The following is a 15,237-nucleotide window of genomic DNA, read 5'->3' on the forward strand; positions in this document are numbered from 1 at the left end:
ACACCCCATGTCCCTTGTGGGAGCGGGCTTGCTCGCGAAGGCGGTGTGTCAGTTATGTATTAATGACTGACACACCGCCTTCGCGAGCAAGCCCGCTCCCACAGGATGAATTCTGAGAACACCTCGAAACCCGCCGCACGGCCCTTGCAGCTTGGCGCCGCTTGCTGCAAAGTCCCCGCCTTTTTTCCGGTGGCTTTCCACCGCTGTGCCTTGAGGTAACGATGATAAATGCAGTAATTGCCGCGGTTGGCGTCATGCTGGTGCTCAGCCTGTCCCGCGTGCATGTGGTGATCGCGCTGATTATCGGCGCGTTGGTGGGTGGCCTGACGGGTGGCCTGGGCATCGAGGCGACGCTCAAGGCGTTCAACTCGGGTCTTGGTGGCGGTGCGACGGTGGCATTGTCCTATGCCCTGCTCGGCGCTTTCGCGGTAGCGATCGCCAAGTCCGGCATGGCCCATGCCCTGGCCGACAAGGCGCTGGCCCTGGTGGATCGCCAGGACGCCGCCGGTGGCTCTGGCGTCAAATGGGTGCTGATCGGCTTGCTGGGGACGGTGGCCGTCGCCTCGCAGAACGTCCTGCCGATCCACATCGCCTTCATTCCGCTGTTGGTGCCGCCGTTGCTCTACGTGCTGACCAAGCTGCAACTGGATCGCCGGCTGATCGCCTGCGTCATGACCTTCGGCCTGATCACCCCCTACATGTTCCTGCCCGTGGGGTTCGGCAATATCTTCCTTAATGAAATCCTGCTCGCCAATATCGCCCGCAGCGGCGTGGACGTCAGTGGCATCAACGTCACCCATGCCATGGGCATTCCGGCGTTGGGCATGGTCTTCGGCTTGCTGCTGTCGGTGTTCAGCTACCGCAGGAAGCGTGTCTACGACCTGAAGAAGATCGCCCGGGTCGAGCAGGTGGCGGTGCGTTACAACCCGATGAGCCTGATGGTGGCGGGGCTCGCCGTGGTGGCAGCGTTCGCGATCCAGTTGCTGGTGGATTCGATGATCATCGGGGCCCTGGCCGGATTCCTGATTTTCTCGCTGTCGGGGGTGGTGCGCTGGCGCGAGACCGACGACCTGTTCACCGAAGGCATGAAGATGATGGCGATGATCGGCTTCATCATGATCGCCGCCTCGGGGTTCGCCGAGGTGATGAAGGCCACCGGTGAAGTGCAGAGCCTGGTGGAAACCTCGGCGGCCTGGATCGGCCACAGCAAGGGCATTGGCGTGCTGATGATGTTGCTGGTGGGCCTGCTGGTGACCATGGGCATCGGCTCGTCGTTCTCCACCGTACCGATCCTGGCGACGATTTTCGTGCCGCTGTGCCTGCAACTGGGCTTCAGCCCGTTGGCGATCGTCTGCATCGTCGGCACCGCCGGCGCCCTGGGCGATGCGGGCTCGCCTGCCTCGGACTCGACCCTCGGCCCGACCTCCGGCCTGAACGTCGACGGCCAGCACCACCATATCTGGGACACCGTGGTTCCCACCTTCATCCATTACAACTTGCCGCTGCTGGCATTTGGTTGGGTGGCGGCGATGGTGTTGTAGTTCGAAGACCGAGTCGCCTCCATCGCGAGCAGGCTCGCTCCCACATTGGAATGCATTTCCCTGTGGGAGCGAGCCTGCTCGCGATTGCTTTTGAGATTGCCCTACAGTTTTCCCCAAGCTTGCCGTTAATACAGCTAACCACGCCAATAACACCAACAAGAGTGAACAGCATGCGCCTGAGCCTGAAGGCTAAAGTCCTGTCCCTGGCAATATTGCCGGTACTGTTGTCCGCGGTGATCATCAGTCTGACCACGGCTTTCATCTTGAAGGAGCAGGCCAGCAATGAGGTCAAGCAGACCCGCGAGCGGCTGCTCGCCGACGCCAAGGCGACGCTGCAGAGCTACGTAGCGGTGGGCCTGACCGCCATCAAGCCGCTGTACGATGCGGCCGCTCCCGGCGATAACGCGGCGCGGGCCGAGGCTATCAAGCTGCTGTCGAACATCAGTTACGGCAAGGACGGCTACTTCTTCGGCTACGACTCCGAAACCGTGCGCCTGTTCAAGGCCAACAGCCCCGACGGCGTGGGCAAGAGTTTCAAGGACAACCGCGACCCGAACGGTGTCTACGTCAACCGTGACCTGGTGAAAGTCGCCAAGGACGGGACCCACTACCTCGAATACAGCTCGCCACTGCCCGGCAGCAAGGACCTGGTGCCCAAGCTCGGTTACACCGAATACCTGTCCAAGTGGGACATGGCGGTCGGCAGTTCGGTCAACCTGGACGGCATCGAAGCCCAGGTGGCGTTGGTGGAAGCCAAGGTCCATGAGCGTGTGCAAGGCGTGATATTGAGCATCATCGGCATCGCCGCCGTGGTGCTGCTGGTGATTGCGGTGGTGGGCGTGCTGCTGGCCAACACCATCCTGCGACCTTTGCACCTGATGAAAGACAACCTCGACGACATCGCGGCGGGCGAGGGTGACCTGACTCGGCGTCTGGCAATCACCAGCCAGGACGAACTCGGCCAACTGGCCGGCTCGTTCAATCGCTTCGTCGACAAGATCCACGGCCTGGTGCGGCAGATCACCGACATGACTTCGCAACTGACCGGGCTGGTGACTCAGGTCTCCGAGCAGGCCCAACGTTCCGAGCAGGCCATGGAGCGCCAGCGCCACGAAACCGACCAGGTCGCCACGGCGATCAACGAGATGTCGTCCGCCGCCCAGGAAGTGGCCCGCAGCGCCCAGGGCGCCGCCGTGGCCGCCCAGCAGACCGACGAAGAAGGTCAGTCCGCCAAGCGGGTGGTGGCCGGCAGCATCCAGCAGATTCATGCGCTGGTGAACGATATCCGCAACAGTGGCGTGTCCCTGGACAGCCTGCAACAGGACGTGGCCTCGATTGTCAGCGTGCTCGGGGTGATCCGTTCGATTGCCGAGCAGACCAACCTGTTGGCCCTCAACGCAGCCATCGAGGCGGCGCGTGCCGGGGAAGCGGGGCGTGGTTTCGCCGTGGTGGCCGATGAAGTGCGGGCCCTGGCCAGCCGGACCCAGCAGAGCACCCAGGAAATCCAGGGCATGATCGAACGCCTGCAATCGGGTACCCATGCGGCCGTGGAGGCGATGCGTCGCTCCAGTGAGGCGGGTGATGGCACGTCGGTGCGGGCCAACGAGGCGGGAGCGTCCCTGGACACCATGGCGCAGTTGATCGGCACCATCAATTCGATGAACGCCCAGATCGCCAGCGCCGCGGAAGAGCAGACCGCGGTGGCCGAGGAAATCAACCGCAGCGTGCATCAGATCGCCGTGGCGGTGGACAGCGTGGCCGACGAAACCCAACTCGGTGCCCAGACCTCCCGCAGCCTGAACGAGCTGGGCCAGCGCCTGGGCAAACTGGTCGGACAGTTCCGTATCTGACCCAGGCGGCGCGGCAGGAGCTGCCGAAGGCTGCGGTCTTTCGCTCTCGATCCAGATGTTCCGCCTGGGCAACCGGGCCTTATCGGGAGAGGAGGACCGCAGCCTTCAGCAGTTTTTGCCGTGATCCAGAAACCAATACATGTCCCCTTGTGGGAGCGGGCTTGCTCGCGAAAGCGGTGTGTCAGAAGTGACTGTCTTGCCTGACACACCGCATTCGCGAGCAAGCCTCCCACAGTAGTTTTTGGTGTGTTCAGCGTCCTATGGCTTGCGCACATCCCGCATCAACAGCCCGAACCGCAGATCCACCGCATCCGGTATCGGCACGTACACCAAGTGCCCGTCCCCAGGCGCGACGTCGATGCTCTGGCCTTTCACGTTCTGCAGTTGATGCAGGTCGAAGTGGAAATTGCCCTTTGGCGTCATCAATTCCATGTGGTCGCCCAGCTCGAAGCGGTTCTTGACCCGCACTTCGGCCAGGCGTTCGCGCCGCTCGCCGGTGAGTTCGCCGACGAACTGCTGGCGCTCCGACACTGAACTGCCGTTCTGGTAGTTCTGGTATTCATCATGCACATGCCGGCGCAGGAAGCCCTCGGTGTAGCCGCGCTGGGCCAGTGATTCCAGGTCTGTCATCAGGCCCAGGTCGAATTTGCGGCCGGCCATGGCGTCATCGATCGCACGGCGATACACCTGGGTGGTGCGCGCGCAGTAGAAGTGCGACTTGGTCCGGCCTTCGATTTTCAGGGAATGCACGCCCATATGGGTCAAACGCTCCACATGCTGCACCGCCCGCAAGTCCTTGGCATTCATGATATAGGTGCCGTGCTCGTCCTCGAACGCCGGCATGGATTCGTCCGGACGGTTGGCCTCTCGCAGCAGGAATACCTGGTCGGTGGGCGCGCCGAGGCCCAGGGTGGGTTCGGGTTGATAGCTGTGCACGATGTCGCCCACGGCGTTTTCCACCGCTGGCTGGGCTGAGTATTTCCAGCGACAGGCGTTGGTGCAGCTGCCCTGGTTGGCGTCGCGTCGGTTCAGGTAGCCCGACAACAGGCAGCGCCCGGAATAGGCCATGCAAAGCGCCCCGTGGACGAACACTTCCAGTTCCATGGCCGGCACTTGCTGGCGGATTTCGGCGATCTCCTCCAGGGACAGTTCCCGGGAAAGAATGATCCGGCTCAGGCCCTGTTGTTGCCAGAACTCGACACTCGCCCAGTTCACCGTGTTGGCCTGCACTGAAAGGTGGATCGGCATCTGTGGGAAATGCCGTCGCACCAGCATGATCAGCCCCGGGTCGGACATGATCAGCGCATCGGGCGCCATGGCAATCACCGGCTCGAGGTCCTTGAGAAAGGTGCGCAGCTTGGCGTTGTGCGGCGCAATGTTCACCACTACGTAGAAGCGCTTGCCCAAAGCTTGGGCTTCACGAATGCCCAAGGCCAGATTGGAATGATCGAATTCATTGTTGCGCACCCGCAGGCTGTAGCGCGGCTGGCCGGCGTAGACCGCGTCGGCGCCGTAGGCGAAGGCATAGCGCATGTTCTTCAGGGTGCCGGCCGGGGCAAGCAGTTCAGGGGCTACGAGGGGCATGGTGGCGTCTGATCGCAAAAAAGCGCCGACGGTACGCCACGGCCGGCCTGGCGTTATTGATCTGGATCAATGAGGACGGTGAACGCAACGGCACTCCGGCGAATCCCGACGGACTAACACTTATCGAGCCTGTGACATGGAAAGCCAATGAACCGAAAGAGCCTGCAATATAAATCCCAGATGCTGCTGCTGATCCTGGTCAGCATTGCCTTCATCTGGATCCTGTTGCCGTTCTATGGCGCGGTATTCTGGGCGGTCATTCTCGGCATCGTTTTCGCGCCGATGCAGCATCGCCTGCAACTGAAGTTCGGTTGGCCGCGCAATGTCACTTCACTGTTCACCCTGGGCATCTGTGTGCTCATCGCGATCCTGCCGGTGATCGTCATCAGCACGCTGCTGGTCCAGGAAGGCACGGCGCTGTACAAGAGCCTGGAAAGCGGGGAGCTGGACATTGCCGACTACCTGGCGCGGTTCAAGGACGCCTTGCCGCCATATTTCCAGCATCTGCTGGACCGCTTCGGCCTGGGTAACCTGAGCGGGTTGCGGGACAAGATCGTCAAGAGCGCCATGCAGGGCAGCGAGTTCTTTGCCACCCAGGCCTTCAGCTTCGGCCAGGGGACGTTTCAGTTCCTGGTCAGCTTCTTTGTGATGCTCTACCTGCTTTTCTTCTTCTTGCGCGACGGCGCGGAACTGGTGCGCAAGGTACGCGCGGCCATCCCCCTGGCCGAGTACCAGAAACGGCGCCTGCAGTTGAAGTTCAATCGGGTGGTGCGGGCGACAGTCAAGGGTAACCTGCTGGTCGCGATCACCCAGGGGGCGCTGGGTGGGCTGATCTTCTGGGTCCTGGGTATTTCAACGGTGTTGCCCTGGGCCGTGCTGATGGCCTTCCTGTCGCTATTGCCGGCGGTGGGGGCGGGCATCGTCTGGGCGCCGGTGGCGGTGTATTTCCTGCTCTCCGGTGCGATCTGGCAAGGCGTTGTGCTGACGCTGTTCGGCGTGTTCGTGATCGGCCTGGTGGATAACCTCCTGCGCCCGATCCTGGTAGGCAAGGACACCAAGATGCCTGACTACATGGTGCTGGTCTCGACACTGGGCGGCCTGGCGGTGTTCGGGCTGAACGGCTTCGTGATCGGGCCGCTCATCGCTGCCTTGTTCATTTCCTGCTGGGCCTTGTTTGTCGAAAGCACGCCTCGGGTGAAATTGCCCTAGCCGTGACTGTCACGCGCTCAACATGTAGGTGCCGATGCGCTGCGACAAGGCCTGGGCGGCGGGCAATGAAGTCAGTGGGCCGCTGATGGTGACCCCATCCTGGACCAGATACCAGCAGGCCAACAGGCCACGTTCACGGAGTGCGGCGGGGACGGCGCTGCCGATGACAGACATGATTTGAATGTTGAGCATGGGAACCTCCATCTATCGATGGGGTTACCTTACGACTCAGCCGGCAAAGGGAAAAATCAACTGCTTCAATAGTGGGAATCGATGCCGCTCAATCGACCACCAGATCGAGCATATGCACCACTTCCCGTTCATTGAGCACGCCCTTGCGCACCAGGTTCTCCGTCAACAACGAAAGGAACTTGGCGGTGCGGTGACCTTCCAGGTGCTTGAGCTCGGTCAGCACGTTGTACACCTTGCCGGAGGTGCACAGGCCGACGATGCGGTGGGGATTTTGCGTGGGCATACCTTCGTCCTTGTTGTTATGAAGCTGTTGTTGACGGACAGAGCCAGCTTGCGGCACTGCCATGACGTTCACATGACAGCTCGAATTGGCGGAAAACAAAGCAGGATTCAGACCATGATGCCTTCTTGGCGCCGGAATATTGTTCCGGTAGCGACCTCTGGCGGGCCTTATACGGCCTCCAGCAGGTTTTTCGCCCACAAAAAAGCCCCTGGATCTTTCGATTCAGGGGCTTTTGATGTTGCTGTCTGGCTCCACGACCTGGACTCGAACCAGGGACCCAGTGATTAACAGTCACTTGCTCTACCAACTGAGCTATCGCGGAATGACGCGTATGTTACTGATTGGAAAAGAGAAGTCAAGCTTTGGGTGGTGGGCGGTGGGTTTGATTGGCCGTGGGGGCCTTTTCAAACACTTGTTACCGCTTCACACAGATACTGCTCAAGCCACAGAACCCTTGTGGGAGCGGGCTTGCTCGCGAAAGCGGTGTGTCAATCATATATGCATCATTGACACACCGCTTTCGCGAGCAAGCCCGCTCCCACAGAGTCTGCGCCAGACATCAGATCACCTGAACAATCGCCTTGGTCACCGCCTCAATGTTTTTCTGGTTCAGCGCGGCCACGCAGATGCGGCCAGTGTCCAGGGCATAGATACCGAACTCGTTGCGCAGGCGCGTCACTTGTTCAACGCTCAGGCCGGAGTAGGAGAACATACCGCGCTGGCGTGCGACGAAGCTGAAGTCCCGGTGCGGCGCGGCTTTGGCCAGCATGTCTACCATCTGGTTGCGCATGCCGCGGATCCGCAGGCGCATTTCTGCCAGTTCGGCTTCCCACTGGGCCCGCAGTTCGGGGCTGTTGAGCACGGCGGCAACGATGCTGGCGCCGTGGGTCGGCGGGTTGGAGTAGTTGGTGCGGATCACGCGCTTGACCTGGGACAGCACGCGAGCACTTTCTTCCTTCGATTCGCTGACGATCGACAGGGCGCCAACGCGCTCGCCGTACAGCGAGAACGACTTGGAGAACGAGCTGGAGGCAAAGAAGGTCAGCCCCGATTCGGCGAACAGGCGCACGGCCGCGGCGTCTTCGTCGATGCCGTCGCCAAAGCCCTGGTAGGCCATGTCCAGGAACGGCACATGCTGCTTGGCCTTGACCACGGCCAGTACGTTTTTCCAGTCCTCGGGGCTCAGGTCCACGCCGGTCGGGTTGTGGCAGCAGGCGTGCAGCACGACGATCGAGCGGTCGGGCAGGGCGTTGAGGTCTTCCAGCAGGCCGGTACGGTTCACGTCGTGGGTGGCGGCGTCGTAATAGCGGTAGTTCTGCACCGGGAAACCGGCGGTTTCGAACAGGGCGCGGTGGTTTTCCCAGCTCGGGTCACTGATGGCCACGACGGCGTCAGGCAGCAGCTGCTTGAGGAAGTCGGCGCCGATCTTCAGTGCGCCGGTGCCGCCTACCGCCTGGGTGGTGATGACGCGGCCGGAGGCGATCAGTGGCGAGTCCTTGCCGAACAGCAGGGTCTGGACCGCCTGGTCATAGGCCGCGATGCCGTCGATCGGCAGGTAGCCACGGGAAACGTGCTGAGCCACGCGAATCGTCTCGGCTTCGACAACGGCGCGCAGAAGCGGGATGCGCCCCTCTTCATTGCAGTAAACGCCCACGCCCAGGTTGACCTTATCGGTACGGGTGTCGGCGTTGAATGCTTCGTTGAGGCCCAGGATTGGGTCGCGGGGTGCCAATTCGACAGCGGAAAACAGGCTCATTAGTGCGCGGCTCTGAATGGAGTGTGGGGGGACGTGTGGCGCTCCAGCCGGATGCACTAGAGCGGTGCACAAACGGGGAGCTAGTATAGAGGCCATCACCGGGCAGGGCGACAGGCGATTCGGTTTTTACGGTAAGTATTTTCGATTTTTTTCGACCGTTAGTCCCTTCGCCGCGTCAAAGACTCAAAGGCGTGTAGGACGTTCGTCTTGAAAGCGAAGGCATTCACCTCCACATTGTCGGTATTCCAATTTTTTCCTCGGGCGACATCAGTCGTTTCGGTCTTCCTCATTCCCGTCGCCTGGCCGACAGGCGTGAACCCAGGGGTTATGTTATGTCTGAATTCCAGCTAGTCACCCGATTCAAGCCCGCTGGCGACCAGCCGGAAGCCATTCGCCTGATGGTCGAAGGCATCGAGGCGGGGCTGGCCCACCAGACATTGCTCGGTGTGACCGGTTCGGGCAAGACCTTCAGCATCGCCAACGTGATCGCCCAGGTGCAGCGCCCGACCCTGGTGCTGGCGCCGAACAAGACCCTGGCGGCGCAGCTGTATGGCGAGTTCAAGGCGTTTTTCCCCAATAACGCGGTGGAGTACTTCGTTTCTTACTACGACTACTACCAGCCGGAAGCCTACGTGCCGTCGTCGGATACCTTTATCGAGAAGGATGCCTCGATCAACGACCACATCGAACAGATGCGTCTGTCGGCGACCAAGGCATTGCTCGAGCGCAAGGATGCGATCATCGTCACCACGGTGTCGTGTATCTATGGCCTGGGCAGTCCGGAGACGTACCTGAAGATGGTGCTGCACGTGGATCGCGGCGACAAGCTAGATCAGCGTGCCTTGCTGCGCCGTCTCGCGGACCTGCAATACACCCGCAACGACATGGACTTCGCCCGGGCGACGTTCCGGGTGCGCGGCGATGTGATCGACATCTACCCGGCGGAATCCGATCTGGAGGCGATCCGCATCGAGCTGTTCGATGACGAAGTGGAGAGCATTTCGGCGTTCGACCCGCTGACCGGCGAGGTGATCCGCAAGCTGCCACGCTTCACCTTCTACCCCAAGAGCCATTACGTCACGCCACGGGAAACCCTGCTGGACGCCATTGACGGGATCAAGGCCGAGCTCCAGGAGCGCCTGGAGTACCTGCGCTCGAACAACAAGCTGGTGGAAGCCCAGCGCCTGGAGCAGCGGACCCGGTTCGACCTGGAGATGATCCTTGAGCTGGGCTACTGCAACGGCATCGAAAACTACTCCCGCTATCTGTCGGGCCGCCCGGCGGGTGCGCCGCCTCCGACCTTGTATGACTACCTGCCGGCCGATGCCCTGCTGGTGATCGACGAATCCCACGTCAGCGTGCCCCAGGTCGGCGCGATGTACAAAGGCGACCGGTCCCGCAAGGAGACTCTGGTGGAATACGGCTTCCGCCTGCCTTCGGCACTGGACAACCGGCCGATGCGCTTCGATGAATGGGAAAGCGTGAGCCCGCAGACCATTTTTGTCTCGGCCACCCCCGGCAACTACGAGGCCGAGCATGCTGGCCGCGTGGTCGAGCAGGTGGTACGGCCGACCGGCCTGGTGGACCCACAAGTCGAAGTGCGCCCGGCACTGACCCAGGTCGACGACCTGTTGTCGGAAATCAACAAACGCGTGGCCATCGATGAGCGGGTCCTGGTGACCACCCTGACCAAGCGCATGGCCGAAGACCTCACCGATTACCTGGCCGACCATGGCGTGCGGGTGCGGTACCTGCATTCGGACATCGATACGGTGGAGCGGGTCGAGATCATCCGCGACTTACGCCTGGGCACCTTCGACGTGGTGGTGGGCATCAACCTGCTGCGCGAAGGCCTGGACATGCCGGAAGTGTCGCTGGTGGCGATCCTCGACGCCGACAAGGAAGGCTTCCTGCGTTCCGAGCGCTCGCTGATCCAGACCATCGGCCGGGCGGCGCGTAACCTCAACGGTCGGGCGATCCTGTATGCCGACCGCATCACCGGTTCCATGGAGCGGGCCATCGGCGAGACCGAGCGCCGTCGCGACAAGCAGATCGCCTTCAACCTAGCCAACGGCATCACGCCCAAGGGGGTGTTCAAGGACGTGGCCGACATCATGGAAGGTGCCACCGTGCCCGGTTCGCGCAGCAAGAAGCGCAAGGGCATGGCCAAGGCCGCCGAAGAGAGCGCCCGCTACGAAGCGGAACTGCGCTCGCCAAGCGAAATCACCAAGCGCATCCGGCAGTTGGAAGAGAAGATGTACCAACTGGCCCGGGACCTGGAGTTCGAGGCGGCGGCGCAGTTGCGGGACGAGATTGGCAAGTTGCGGGAGCGGTTGCTGACTGTCTGAGTCTTGCGCGGGCTTTGCTGACCTCTTCGCGAGCAAGCCCGCTCCCACAGTTGGCCGCGTCGTCCAGACTGTAAAGCGATCCTGTGGAAGCGGGCTTGCCCGCGAATGGGGCAACTCGGTCTGAAGGTTATCCCCTCTGACTGGAGCCCGCCCACCAACGCCTGTTACCATTCGCCCCCTGTTTCATCTTCGCTTTTCTATTCTTTCCGAGACATGCCATGACCACCGTCCGTACCCGCATCGCGCCTTCGCCCACTGGCGATCCTCATGTCGGCACCGCCTACATCGCTTTGTTCAACTATTGCTTTGCCAAGCAGCACGGCGGTGAGTTCATCCTGCGGATCGAGGACACCGACCAGTTGCGTTCGACGCGCGAGTCCGAACAGCAGATTTTCGACGCCCTGCGCTGGCTCGGCATTGACTGGAGCGAAGGTCCGGACGTTGGCGGCCCGCACGGTCCGTACCGGCAGAGCGAGCGTGGCGACATCTACAAGCAGTATTGCCAGCAGTTGGTGGACATGGGGCATGCGTTCCCCTGCTTCTGCACCGCCGAAGAGCTGGACCAGATGCGCGCCGAGCAGATGGCCCGCGGTGAAACCCCACGCTACGACGGTCGCGCGCTGCTGCTGTCCAAGGAGGAAGTCGCCCGGCGCCTGGCCGCCGGCGAGCCCCATGTGATCCGCATGAAGGTGCCGAGCGAAGGCGTTTGCGTGGTGCCGGACATGCTGCGTGGCGATGTCGAGATCCCATGGGATCGCATGGACATGCAAGTGCTGATGAAGACCGACGGCTTGCCGACGTACTTCCTGGCCAACGTGGTCGACGACCACCTGATGGGCATCACCCATGTCCTGCGCGGTGAGGAGTGGCTGCCATCGGCGCCAAAACTGATCCTGCTCTACGAGTATTTCGGCTGGGAGCAACCACAGCTGTGCTACATGCCGCTGCTGCGTAACCCGGACAAGAGCAAACTGTCCAAGCGCAAGAATCCGACCTCGGTGACGTTCTATGAGCGCATGGGCTTCATGCCCGAGGCGATGCTCAACTACCTGGGGCGCATGGGCTGGTCGATGCCGGACGAGCGCGAGAAGTTTTCGCTGCAGGAAATGGTCGAGCATTTCGACCTGTCGCGGGTGTCCCTGGGCGGTCCGATCTTCGACATCGAGAAACTGTCCTGGCTCAACGGTCAATGGCTGCGCGACCTGCCGGTGGAAGAGTTCGCCGCACGGGTACAGAAGTGGGCATTGAACCCCGAGTACATGATGAAGATCGCTCCCCACGTGCAGGGCAGGGTGGAGACGTTCAGCCAGATCGCGCCGTTGGCCGGCTTCTTCTTTGCCGGTGGCGTGACGCCGGATGCGAAGCTGTTCGAATCCAAGAAGCTCTCGGGCGACCAGGTGCGCCAGCTGATGCAGCTGATCCTGTGGAAGCTCGAAAGCCTGCGCCAGTGGGAGAAGGACAGCATCACCGCGACCATCCAGGCCGTGGTCGAGTCCCTGGAGCTGAAATTGCGTGACGCAATGCCGCTGATGTTCGCCGCCATTACCGGCCAGGCCAGCTCGGTGTCGGTGCTCGATGCGATGGAAATCCTCGGGCCGGACCTGACCCGTTTCCGCCTGCGCCAAGCCATCGATCTGCTCGGTGGCGTGTCGAAAAAGGAAAACAAAGAGTGGGAAAAACTGCTGGGCGCGATTGCCTAAGCGGTCGTCAGGGCAGGGCATGCCCCGGTTTTCCGGGGTTTGTCGGTAAGTGATTGTTATCCCGGCAAAAAATTTTCAAATTTGTTGAAAATAAATTTGACAGCCCTCCGATACGCCCTTAAGATTCGCCCCGTCCTCAGCGATGAGGGGCTATAGCTCAGCTGGGAGAGCGCTTGCATGGCATGCAAGAGGTCGACGGTTCGATCCCGTCTAGCTCCACCAATTTACACTTCAAGGCTTGGCCACACCGGTCTTGAAGCGATCGACACGCAGTGTTGATCAGCAGTTAGAAGGGTTTGCGTCCCCTTCGTCTAGTGGCCTAGGACACCGCCCTTTCACGGCGGTAACAGGGGTTCGAGTCCCCTAGGGGACGCCAGTTTTACAGAAGCGATGTTACAAGATGTCGCTCCGCCGCGAGGCGAAAAATCCGGGGCTATAGCTCAGCTGGGAGAGCGCTTGCATGGCATGCAAGAGGTCGACGGTTCGATCCCGTCTAGCTCCACCAATCGTCAGGTTCAAGGTCTGGCCACACCGGCCTTGAATCGATCAGTTCTCAGCGCTGATCAAGCAAGAAGGTTTGTGTCCCCTTCGTCTAGTGGCCTAGGACACCGCCCTTTCACGGCGGTAACAGGGGTTCGAGTCCCCTAGGGGACGCCACGATTACCCGCTCTGCGGGATTTTATAAGGGTCATTCAATTCTTGAATGGCCCTTTTGTTTGTCTGGCGTTCAGCCAATTCTCCCATCCTCGAAAAATAGACGGCCGACCAGCGGAAACGAGATTCTGCTTGCGGAAAATTATTATGTGAATAATATTGTGATCGTAATATTTGGAGGCGAACGATGAGCGATAAAAAAGCACAGACCCGTGAGCGCATTATCAAGGCTGCCAGCGACGCGCTGATCCAGCGTGGTCCGGCCGAGCCGAGCGTGGGCGAGGTAATGGCTGCGGCCGGGCTGACAGTGGGCGGGTTCTATGCCCATTTCGAAAGCAAGGATGCATTGATGCTGGAGGCTTTCAAGCAACTGCTCAGTCGGCGCCGCGGCCTGATCGCCGACATGGATGCCGAACTGACCGGCGAAGAGCGGCGTGCCCTGGTGGCGGCGTTCTACCTGTCGCGCAAGCATCGAGACTCCACCGAAAACGCCTGCCCGATCCCGGCGTCGATCGGTGAGCTGGGACGGCTGCCGGATCCGTTTCGTGAAGTGCTCAACGAACACATCGAGTTAATGGCCGCGCAATTGGCGGCCAGCCCGGAAGACGCCGACAAAGCCCTTGCCGATATTGCCTTGATGGTCGGCGGCCTGGCCCTGGCCCGGGCGCTGGGGCCGGGAGAGTTATCGGATCGTGTGCTGCGCGCCGCCAAATCCGCGGTGCGGTGAGTTAAGACGCAAGCCGTGGGAGAAGAGCGATGGACAGATTGAGCTGGATTCGTGGCGTCAATGGCACGCTGGGGCGGGTGGCCCCGCGTTTGGTGGCTAGGAAAATGCGCGCGCTGTTCATGCATCCCCGAAATATGCCGCCACGGGACTGGGAATTGCCATTGCTGGCAAGCTCCGAGCGCATCACCTTGCGCTTCGGTCTTTCTGCCCTGTGTTGGGGCAAAGGCCCGACTGTCCTGCTGATGCATGGCTGGGAAGGGCGGCCTACGCAATTCGCCGCGCTGATCACGGCGTTGGTGGATGCCGGTTATACGGTGGTGGCGCTGGACGGTCCGGCCCATGGCCGCTCGCCTGGCCGGGAGGCGAACGTCCTGTCGTTCGCCAGGGCGATGCTCGAAGCCGCAGCGGAATTGCCACCGTTGCAAGCGGTGATCGGGCATTCCATGGGCGGGGCCAGTGCCATGCTCGCGGTTCAGTTGGGGCTGCGTACCGAGACGCTGGTCAGCATCGCCGCTCCTGCACGCATCCTGGGTGTGCTGCGCGGCTTCGCCCGGCTGGTAGGCCTGCCGCCCCAGGCGCGTTCGGCCTTCATTCGTCAGGTGGAAAAGGACGTGGGCATGCGCGCCTCGAAGCTGGACGTCGCGCATTATCAGCTGGATGTGCCGGGGTTGATCGTCCACGCCGAGGACGACACGTCCGTCTCGGTCAACGAGTCGCAGTTGATTCACGAGGCCTGGTTTGACAGCCGCCTGCTGCGCTTGCCCCAGGGTGGGCACCAGCGGGTGTTGGCCGACCCTCGTGTCATCGATGGCGTGTTATCACTGCTGGCAGGACGCAATCTGCAGGCACGGCAATCGGCTTGAGCATCCGGTACACTGCCCCGATCCACATTCGACCGGGAGAGGGGCATGGGCTGGGATCGGGCAACACCGTTCATCATTGATCTTCAAGTAGCCGCCGAAGACATCGACGGGCTGGGCCACGCCAACAACGCGGTCTACGTCACCTGGCTCGAACGTTGTGCCTGGCGTCATTCCCAGCGCCTGGGGCTGGATCTGGCGGAGTACCGCCGGCTGGATCGGGCAATGGCGGTGGTGCGCCATGAAGTCGATTACCTGGCGGCCGCCTACGAAGGCGACGAGTTGCAACTGGCCACCTGGATCGTCGATTGGGACCAGCGACTGAAGATGACCCGGCATTTCCAGCTGATCCGCCCCAGTGACAACACCACCGTGCTGCGGGCGCAGACCACATTTGTCTGCATTGAGCTCTCCACCGGCAAGCCCAAGCGCATGCCGCCGGAGTTCATCGAAGGCTATGGCCCGGCGCTGGAGGCCTGCGGCACAGCCGGCATCCTTGCAAACTGACCCATCGCCATCGCGAGCAGGCTCGC

11 protein-coding genes, 5 tRNA genes and 2 pseudogenes are annotated in these 15,237 nt (G+C 61.5%); 13 read left to right on the forward strand and 5 right to left on the reverse strand.

All coding sequences use genetic code 11. The annotated features are described in order from the left end of the window. Positions 1-224 precede the first annotated feature (224 nt). From FBY02_RS21450 to FBY02_RS28850, 3 genes and pseudogenes are all read left to right on the forward strand, one after another. A complete protein-coding gene (locus FBY02_RS21450; RefSeq protein WP_178111954.1) occupies positions 225-1,541 on the forward strand; it encodes a Na+/H+ antiporter family protein in 1,317 nt (438 codons plus the stop codon). A 170-nt stretch (positions 1,542-1,711) separates the two neighbouring features. Further along, positions 1,712-2,485, forward strand: a pseudogene (locus FBY02_RS28845) (cache domain-containing protein); the annotation flags it as partial. Positions 2,486-2,797: 312 nt separating this feature from the next. After that, positions 2,798-3,391 (forward strand): annotated as a pseudogene (locus FBY02_RS28850) (methyl-accepting chemotaxis protein); the annotation flags it as partial. Between the two features lie 258 nt (positions 3,392-3,649). Here the strand turns inward: FBY02_RS28850 and yegQ are convergent. Beyond that, positions 3,650-4,975, reverse strand: coding sequence for a tRNA 5-hydroxyuridine modification protein YegQ (yegQ, locus tag FBY02_RS21460; protein WP_144930171.1), 1,326 nt, complete (start codon positions 4,973-4,975; stop codon positions 3,650-3,652). A gap of 147 nt (positions 4,976-5,122) precedes the next feature. Here yegQ and FBY02_RS21465 point away from each other — a divergent pair, with 147 nt between their 5' ends. Then, on the forward strand, positions 5,123-6,184 hold the full coding sequence (locus FBY02_RS21465) for an AI-2E family transporter (RefSeq protein WP_144930172.1): 1,062 nt from the start codon (positions 5,123-5,125) through the stop codon (positions 6,182-6,184). Between the two features lie 9 nt (positions 6,185-6,193). On the opposite strand, the gene FBY02_RS21470 is transcribed toward FBY02_RS21465, so the two are convergent. From FBY02_RS21470 to FBY02_RS21485, 4 genes are all read right to left on the reverse strand, one after another. Beyond that, a complete protein-coding gene (locus tag FBY02_RS21470; protein WP_024776482.1) occupies positions 6,194-6,376 on the reverse strand; it encodes a hypothetical protein in 183 nt (60 codons plus the stop codon). Between the two features lie 88 nt (positions 6,377-6,464). Beyond that, the gene (locus FBY02_RS21475; RefSeq protein ID WP_024776483.1) at positions 6,465-6,659 is read right to left on the reverse strand and encodes a hypothetical protein; all 195 of its coding nucleotides are present in this window, start codon (positions 6,657-6,659) and stop codon (positions 6,465-6,467) included. A gap of 246 nt (positions 6,660-6,905) precedes the next feature. Then, positions 6,906-6,981 (reverse strand) — tRNA-Asn (locus FBY02_RS21480). Positions 6,982-7,218: 237 nt separating this feature from the next. Next, positions 7,219-8,415, reverse strand: a complete 1,197-nt coding sequence (locus FBY02_RS21485) for an amino acid aminotransferase (RefSeq protein ID WP_144930173.1) — start codon at positions 8,413-8,415, stop codon at positions 7,219-7,221. A gap of 332 nt (positions 8,416-8,747) precedes the next feature. Here FBY02_RS21485 and uvrB point away from each other — a divergent pair, with 332 nt between their 5' ends. The 9 genes from uvrB to FBY02_RS21530 all read left to right on the forward strand — a co-directional run bounded on the left by uvrB (position 8,748) and on the right by FBY02_RS21530 (position 15,211). Continuing rightward, positions 8,748-10,763 (forward strand): excinuclease ABC subunit UvrB, encoded by a 2,016-nt coding sequence (uvrB, locus tag FBY02_RS21490; protein ID WP_041023764.1) that lies wholly within the window; start codon positions 8,748-8,750, stop codon positions 10,761-10,763. Between the two features lie 218 nt (positions 10,764-10,981). Beyond that, positions 10,982-12,463 carry a glutamate--tRNA ligase gene (gltX, locus tag FBY02_RS21495; RefSeq protein WP_041023763.1) on the forward strand — a complete coding sequence of 494 codons (1,482 nt, stop codon included), beginning with the start codon at positions 10,982-10,984 and terminating at the stop codon, positions 12,461-12,463. 146 nt (positions 12,464-12,609) lie between these two features. Next, positions 12,610-12,685 (forward strand) — tRNA-Ala (locus FBY02_RS21500). 78 nt (positions 12,686-12,763) lie between these two features. Then, positions 12,764-12,839, forward strand: a tRNA-Glu gene (locus FBY02_RS21505). 53 nt (positions 12,840-12,892) lie between these two features. After that, positions 12,893-12,968: transfer RNA gene (locus FBY02_RS21510), tRNA-Ala, on the forward strand. A gap of 76 nt (positions 12,969-13,044) precedes the next feature. After that, a tRNA-Glu gene (locus FBY02_RS21515) sits at positions 13,045-13,120 on the forward strand. Positions 13,121-13,304: 184 nt separating this feature from the next. Beyond that, positions 13,305-13,844, forward strand: a complete 540-nt coding sequence (locus FBY02_RS21520; RefSeq protein WP_144930174.1) for a TetR/AcrR family transcriptional regulator — start codon at positions 13,305-13,307, stop codon at positions 13,842-13,844. A gap of 29 nt (positions 13,845-13,873) precedes the next feature. Next, positions 13,874-14,707, forward strand: a complete 834-nt coding sequence (locus FBY02_RS21525) for an alpha/beta fold hydrolase (RefSeq protein ID WP_144930175.1) — start codon at positions 13,874-13,876, stop codon at positions 14,705-14,707. Positions 14,708-14,752: 45 nt separating this feature from the next. Then, a complete protein-coding gene (locus tag FBY02_RS21530) occupies positions 14,753-15,211 on the forward strand; it encodes a thioesterase family protein (protein WP_144930176.1) in 459 nt (152 codons plus the stop codon). Positions 15,212-15,237: the final 26 nt, after the last annotated feature.

The organism is Pseudomonas sp. SJZ078, assembly GCF_007828255.1.
Classification (GTDB): Bacteria; Pseudomonadota; Gammaproteobacteria; order Pseudomonadales; family Pseudomonadaceae; genus Aquipseudomonas.

Excerpts from the sequence above, each read along its gene's own strand:
- FBY02_RS21465 (WP_144930172.1), top strand. The coding sequence starts at position 5,123 with ATGAACCGAAAGAGCCTGCAATATAAATCCCAGATGCTGCTGCTGATC.
- FBY02_RS21530 (WP_144930176.1), top strand. The coding sequence starts at position 14,753 with ATGGGCTGGGATCGGGCAACACCGTTCATCATTGATCTTCAAGTAGCC.
- FBY02_RS21525 (WP_144930175.1), top strand. The coding sequence starts at position 13,874 with ATGGACAGATTGAGCTGGATTCGTGGCGTCAATGGCACGCTGGGGCGG.
- yegQ (WP_144930171.1), bottom strand. The coding sequence starts at position 4,975 with ATGCCCCTCGTAGCCCCTGAACTGCTTGCCCCGGCCGGCACCCTGAAG.
- FBY02_RS21470 (WP_024776482.1), bottom strand. The coding sequence starts at position 6,376 with ATGCTCAACATTCAAATCATGTCTGTCATCGGCAGCGCCGTCCCCGCC.
- FBY02_RS21475 (WP_024776483.1), bottom strand. The coding sequence starts at position 6,659 with ATGCCCACGCAAAATCCCCACCGCATCGTCGGCCTGTGCACCTCCGGC.
- gltX (WP_041023763.1), top strand. The coding sequence starts at position 10,982 with ATGACCACCGTCCGTACCCGCATCGCGCCTTCGCCCACTGGCGATCCT.
- FBY02_RS21520 (WP_144930174.1), top strand. The coding sequence starts at position 13,305 with ATGAGCGATAAAAAAGCACAGACCCGTGAGCGCATTATCAAGGCTGCC.
- FBY02_RS21485 (WP_144930173.1), bottom strand. The coding sequence starts at position 8,415 with ATGAGCCTGTTTTCCGCTGTCGAATTGGCACCCCGCGACCCAATCCTG.
- uvrB (WP_041023764.1), top strand. The coding sequence starts at position 8,748 with ATGTCTGAATTCCAGCTAGTCACCCGATTCAAGCCCGCTGGCGACCAG.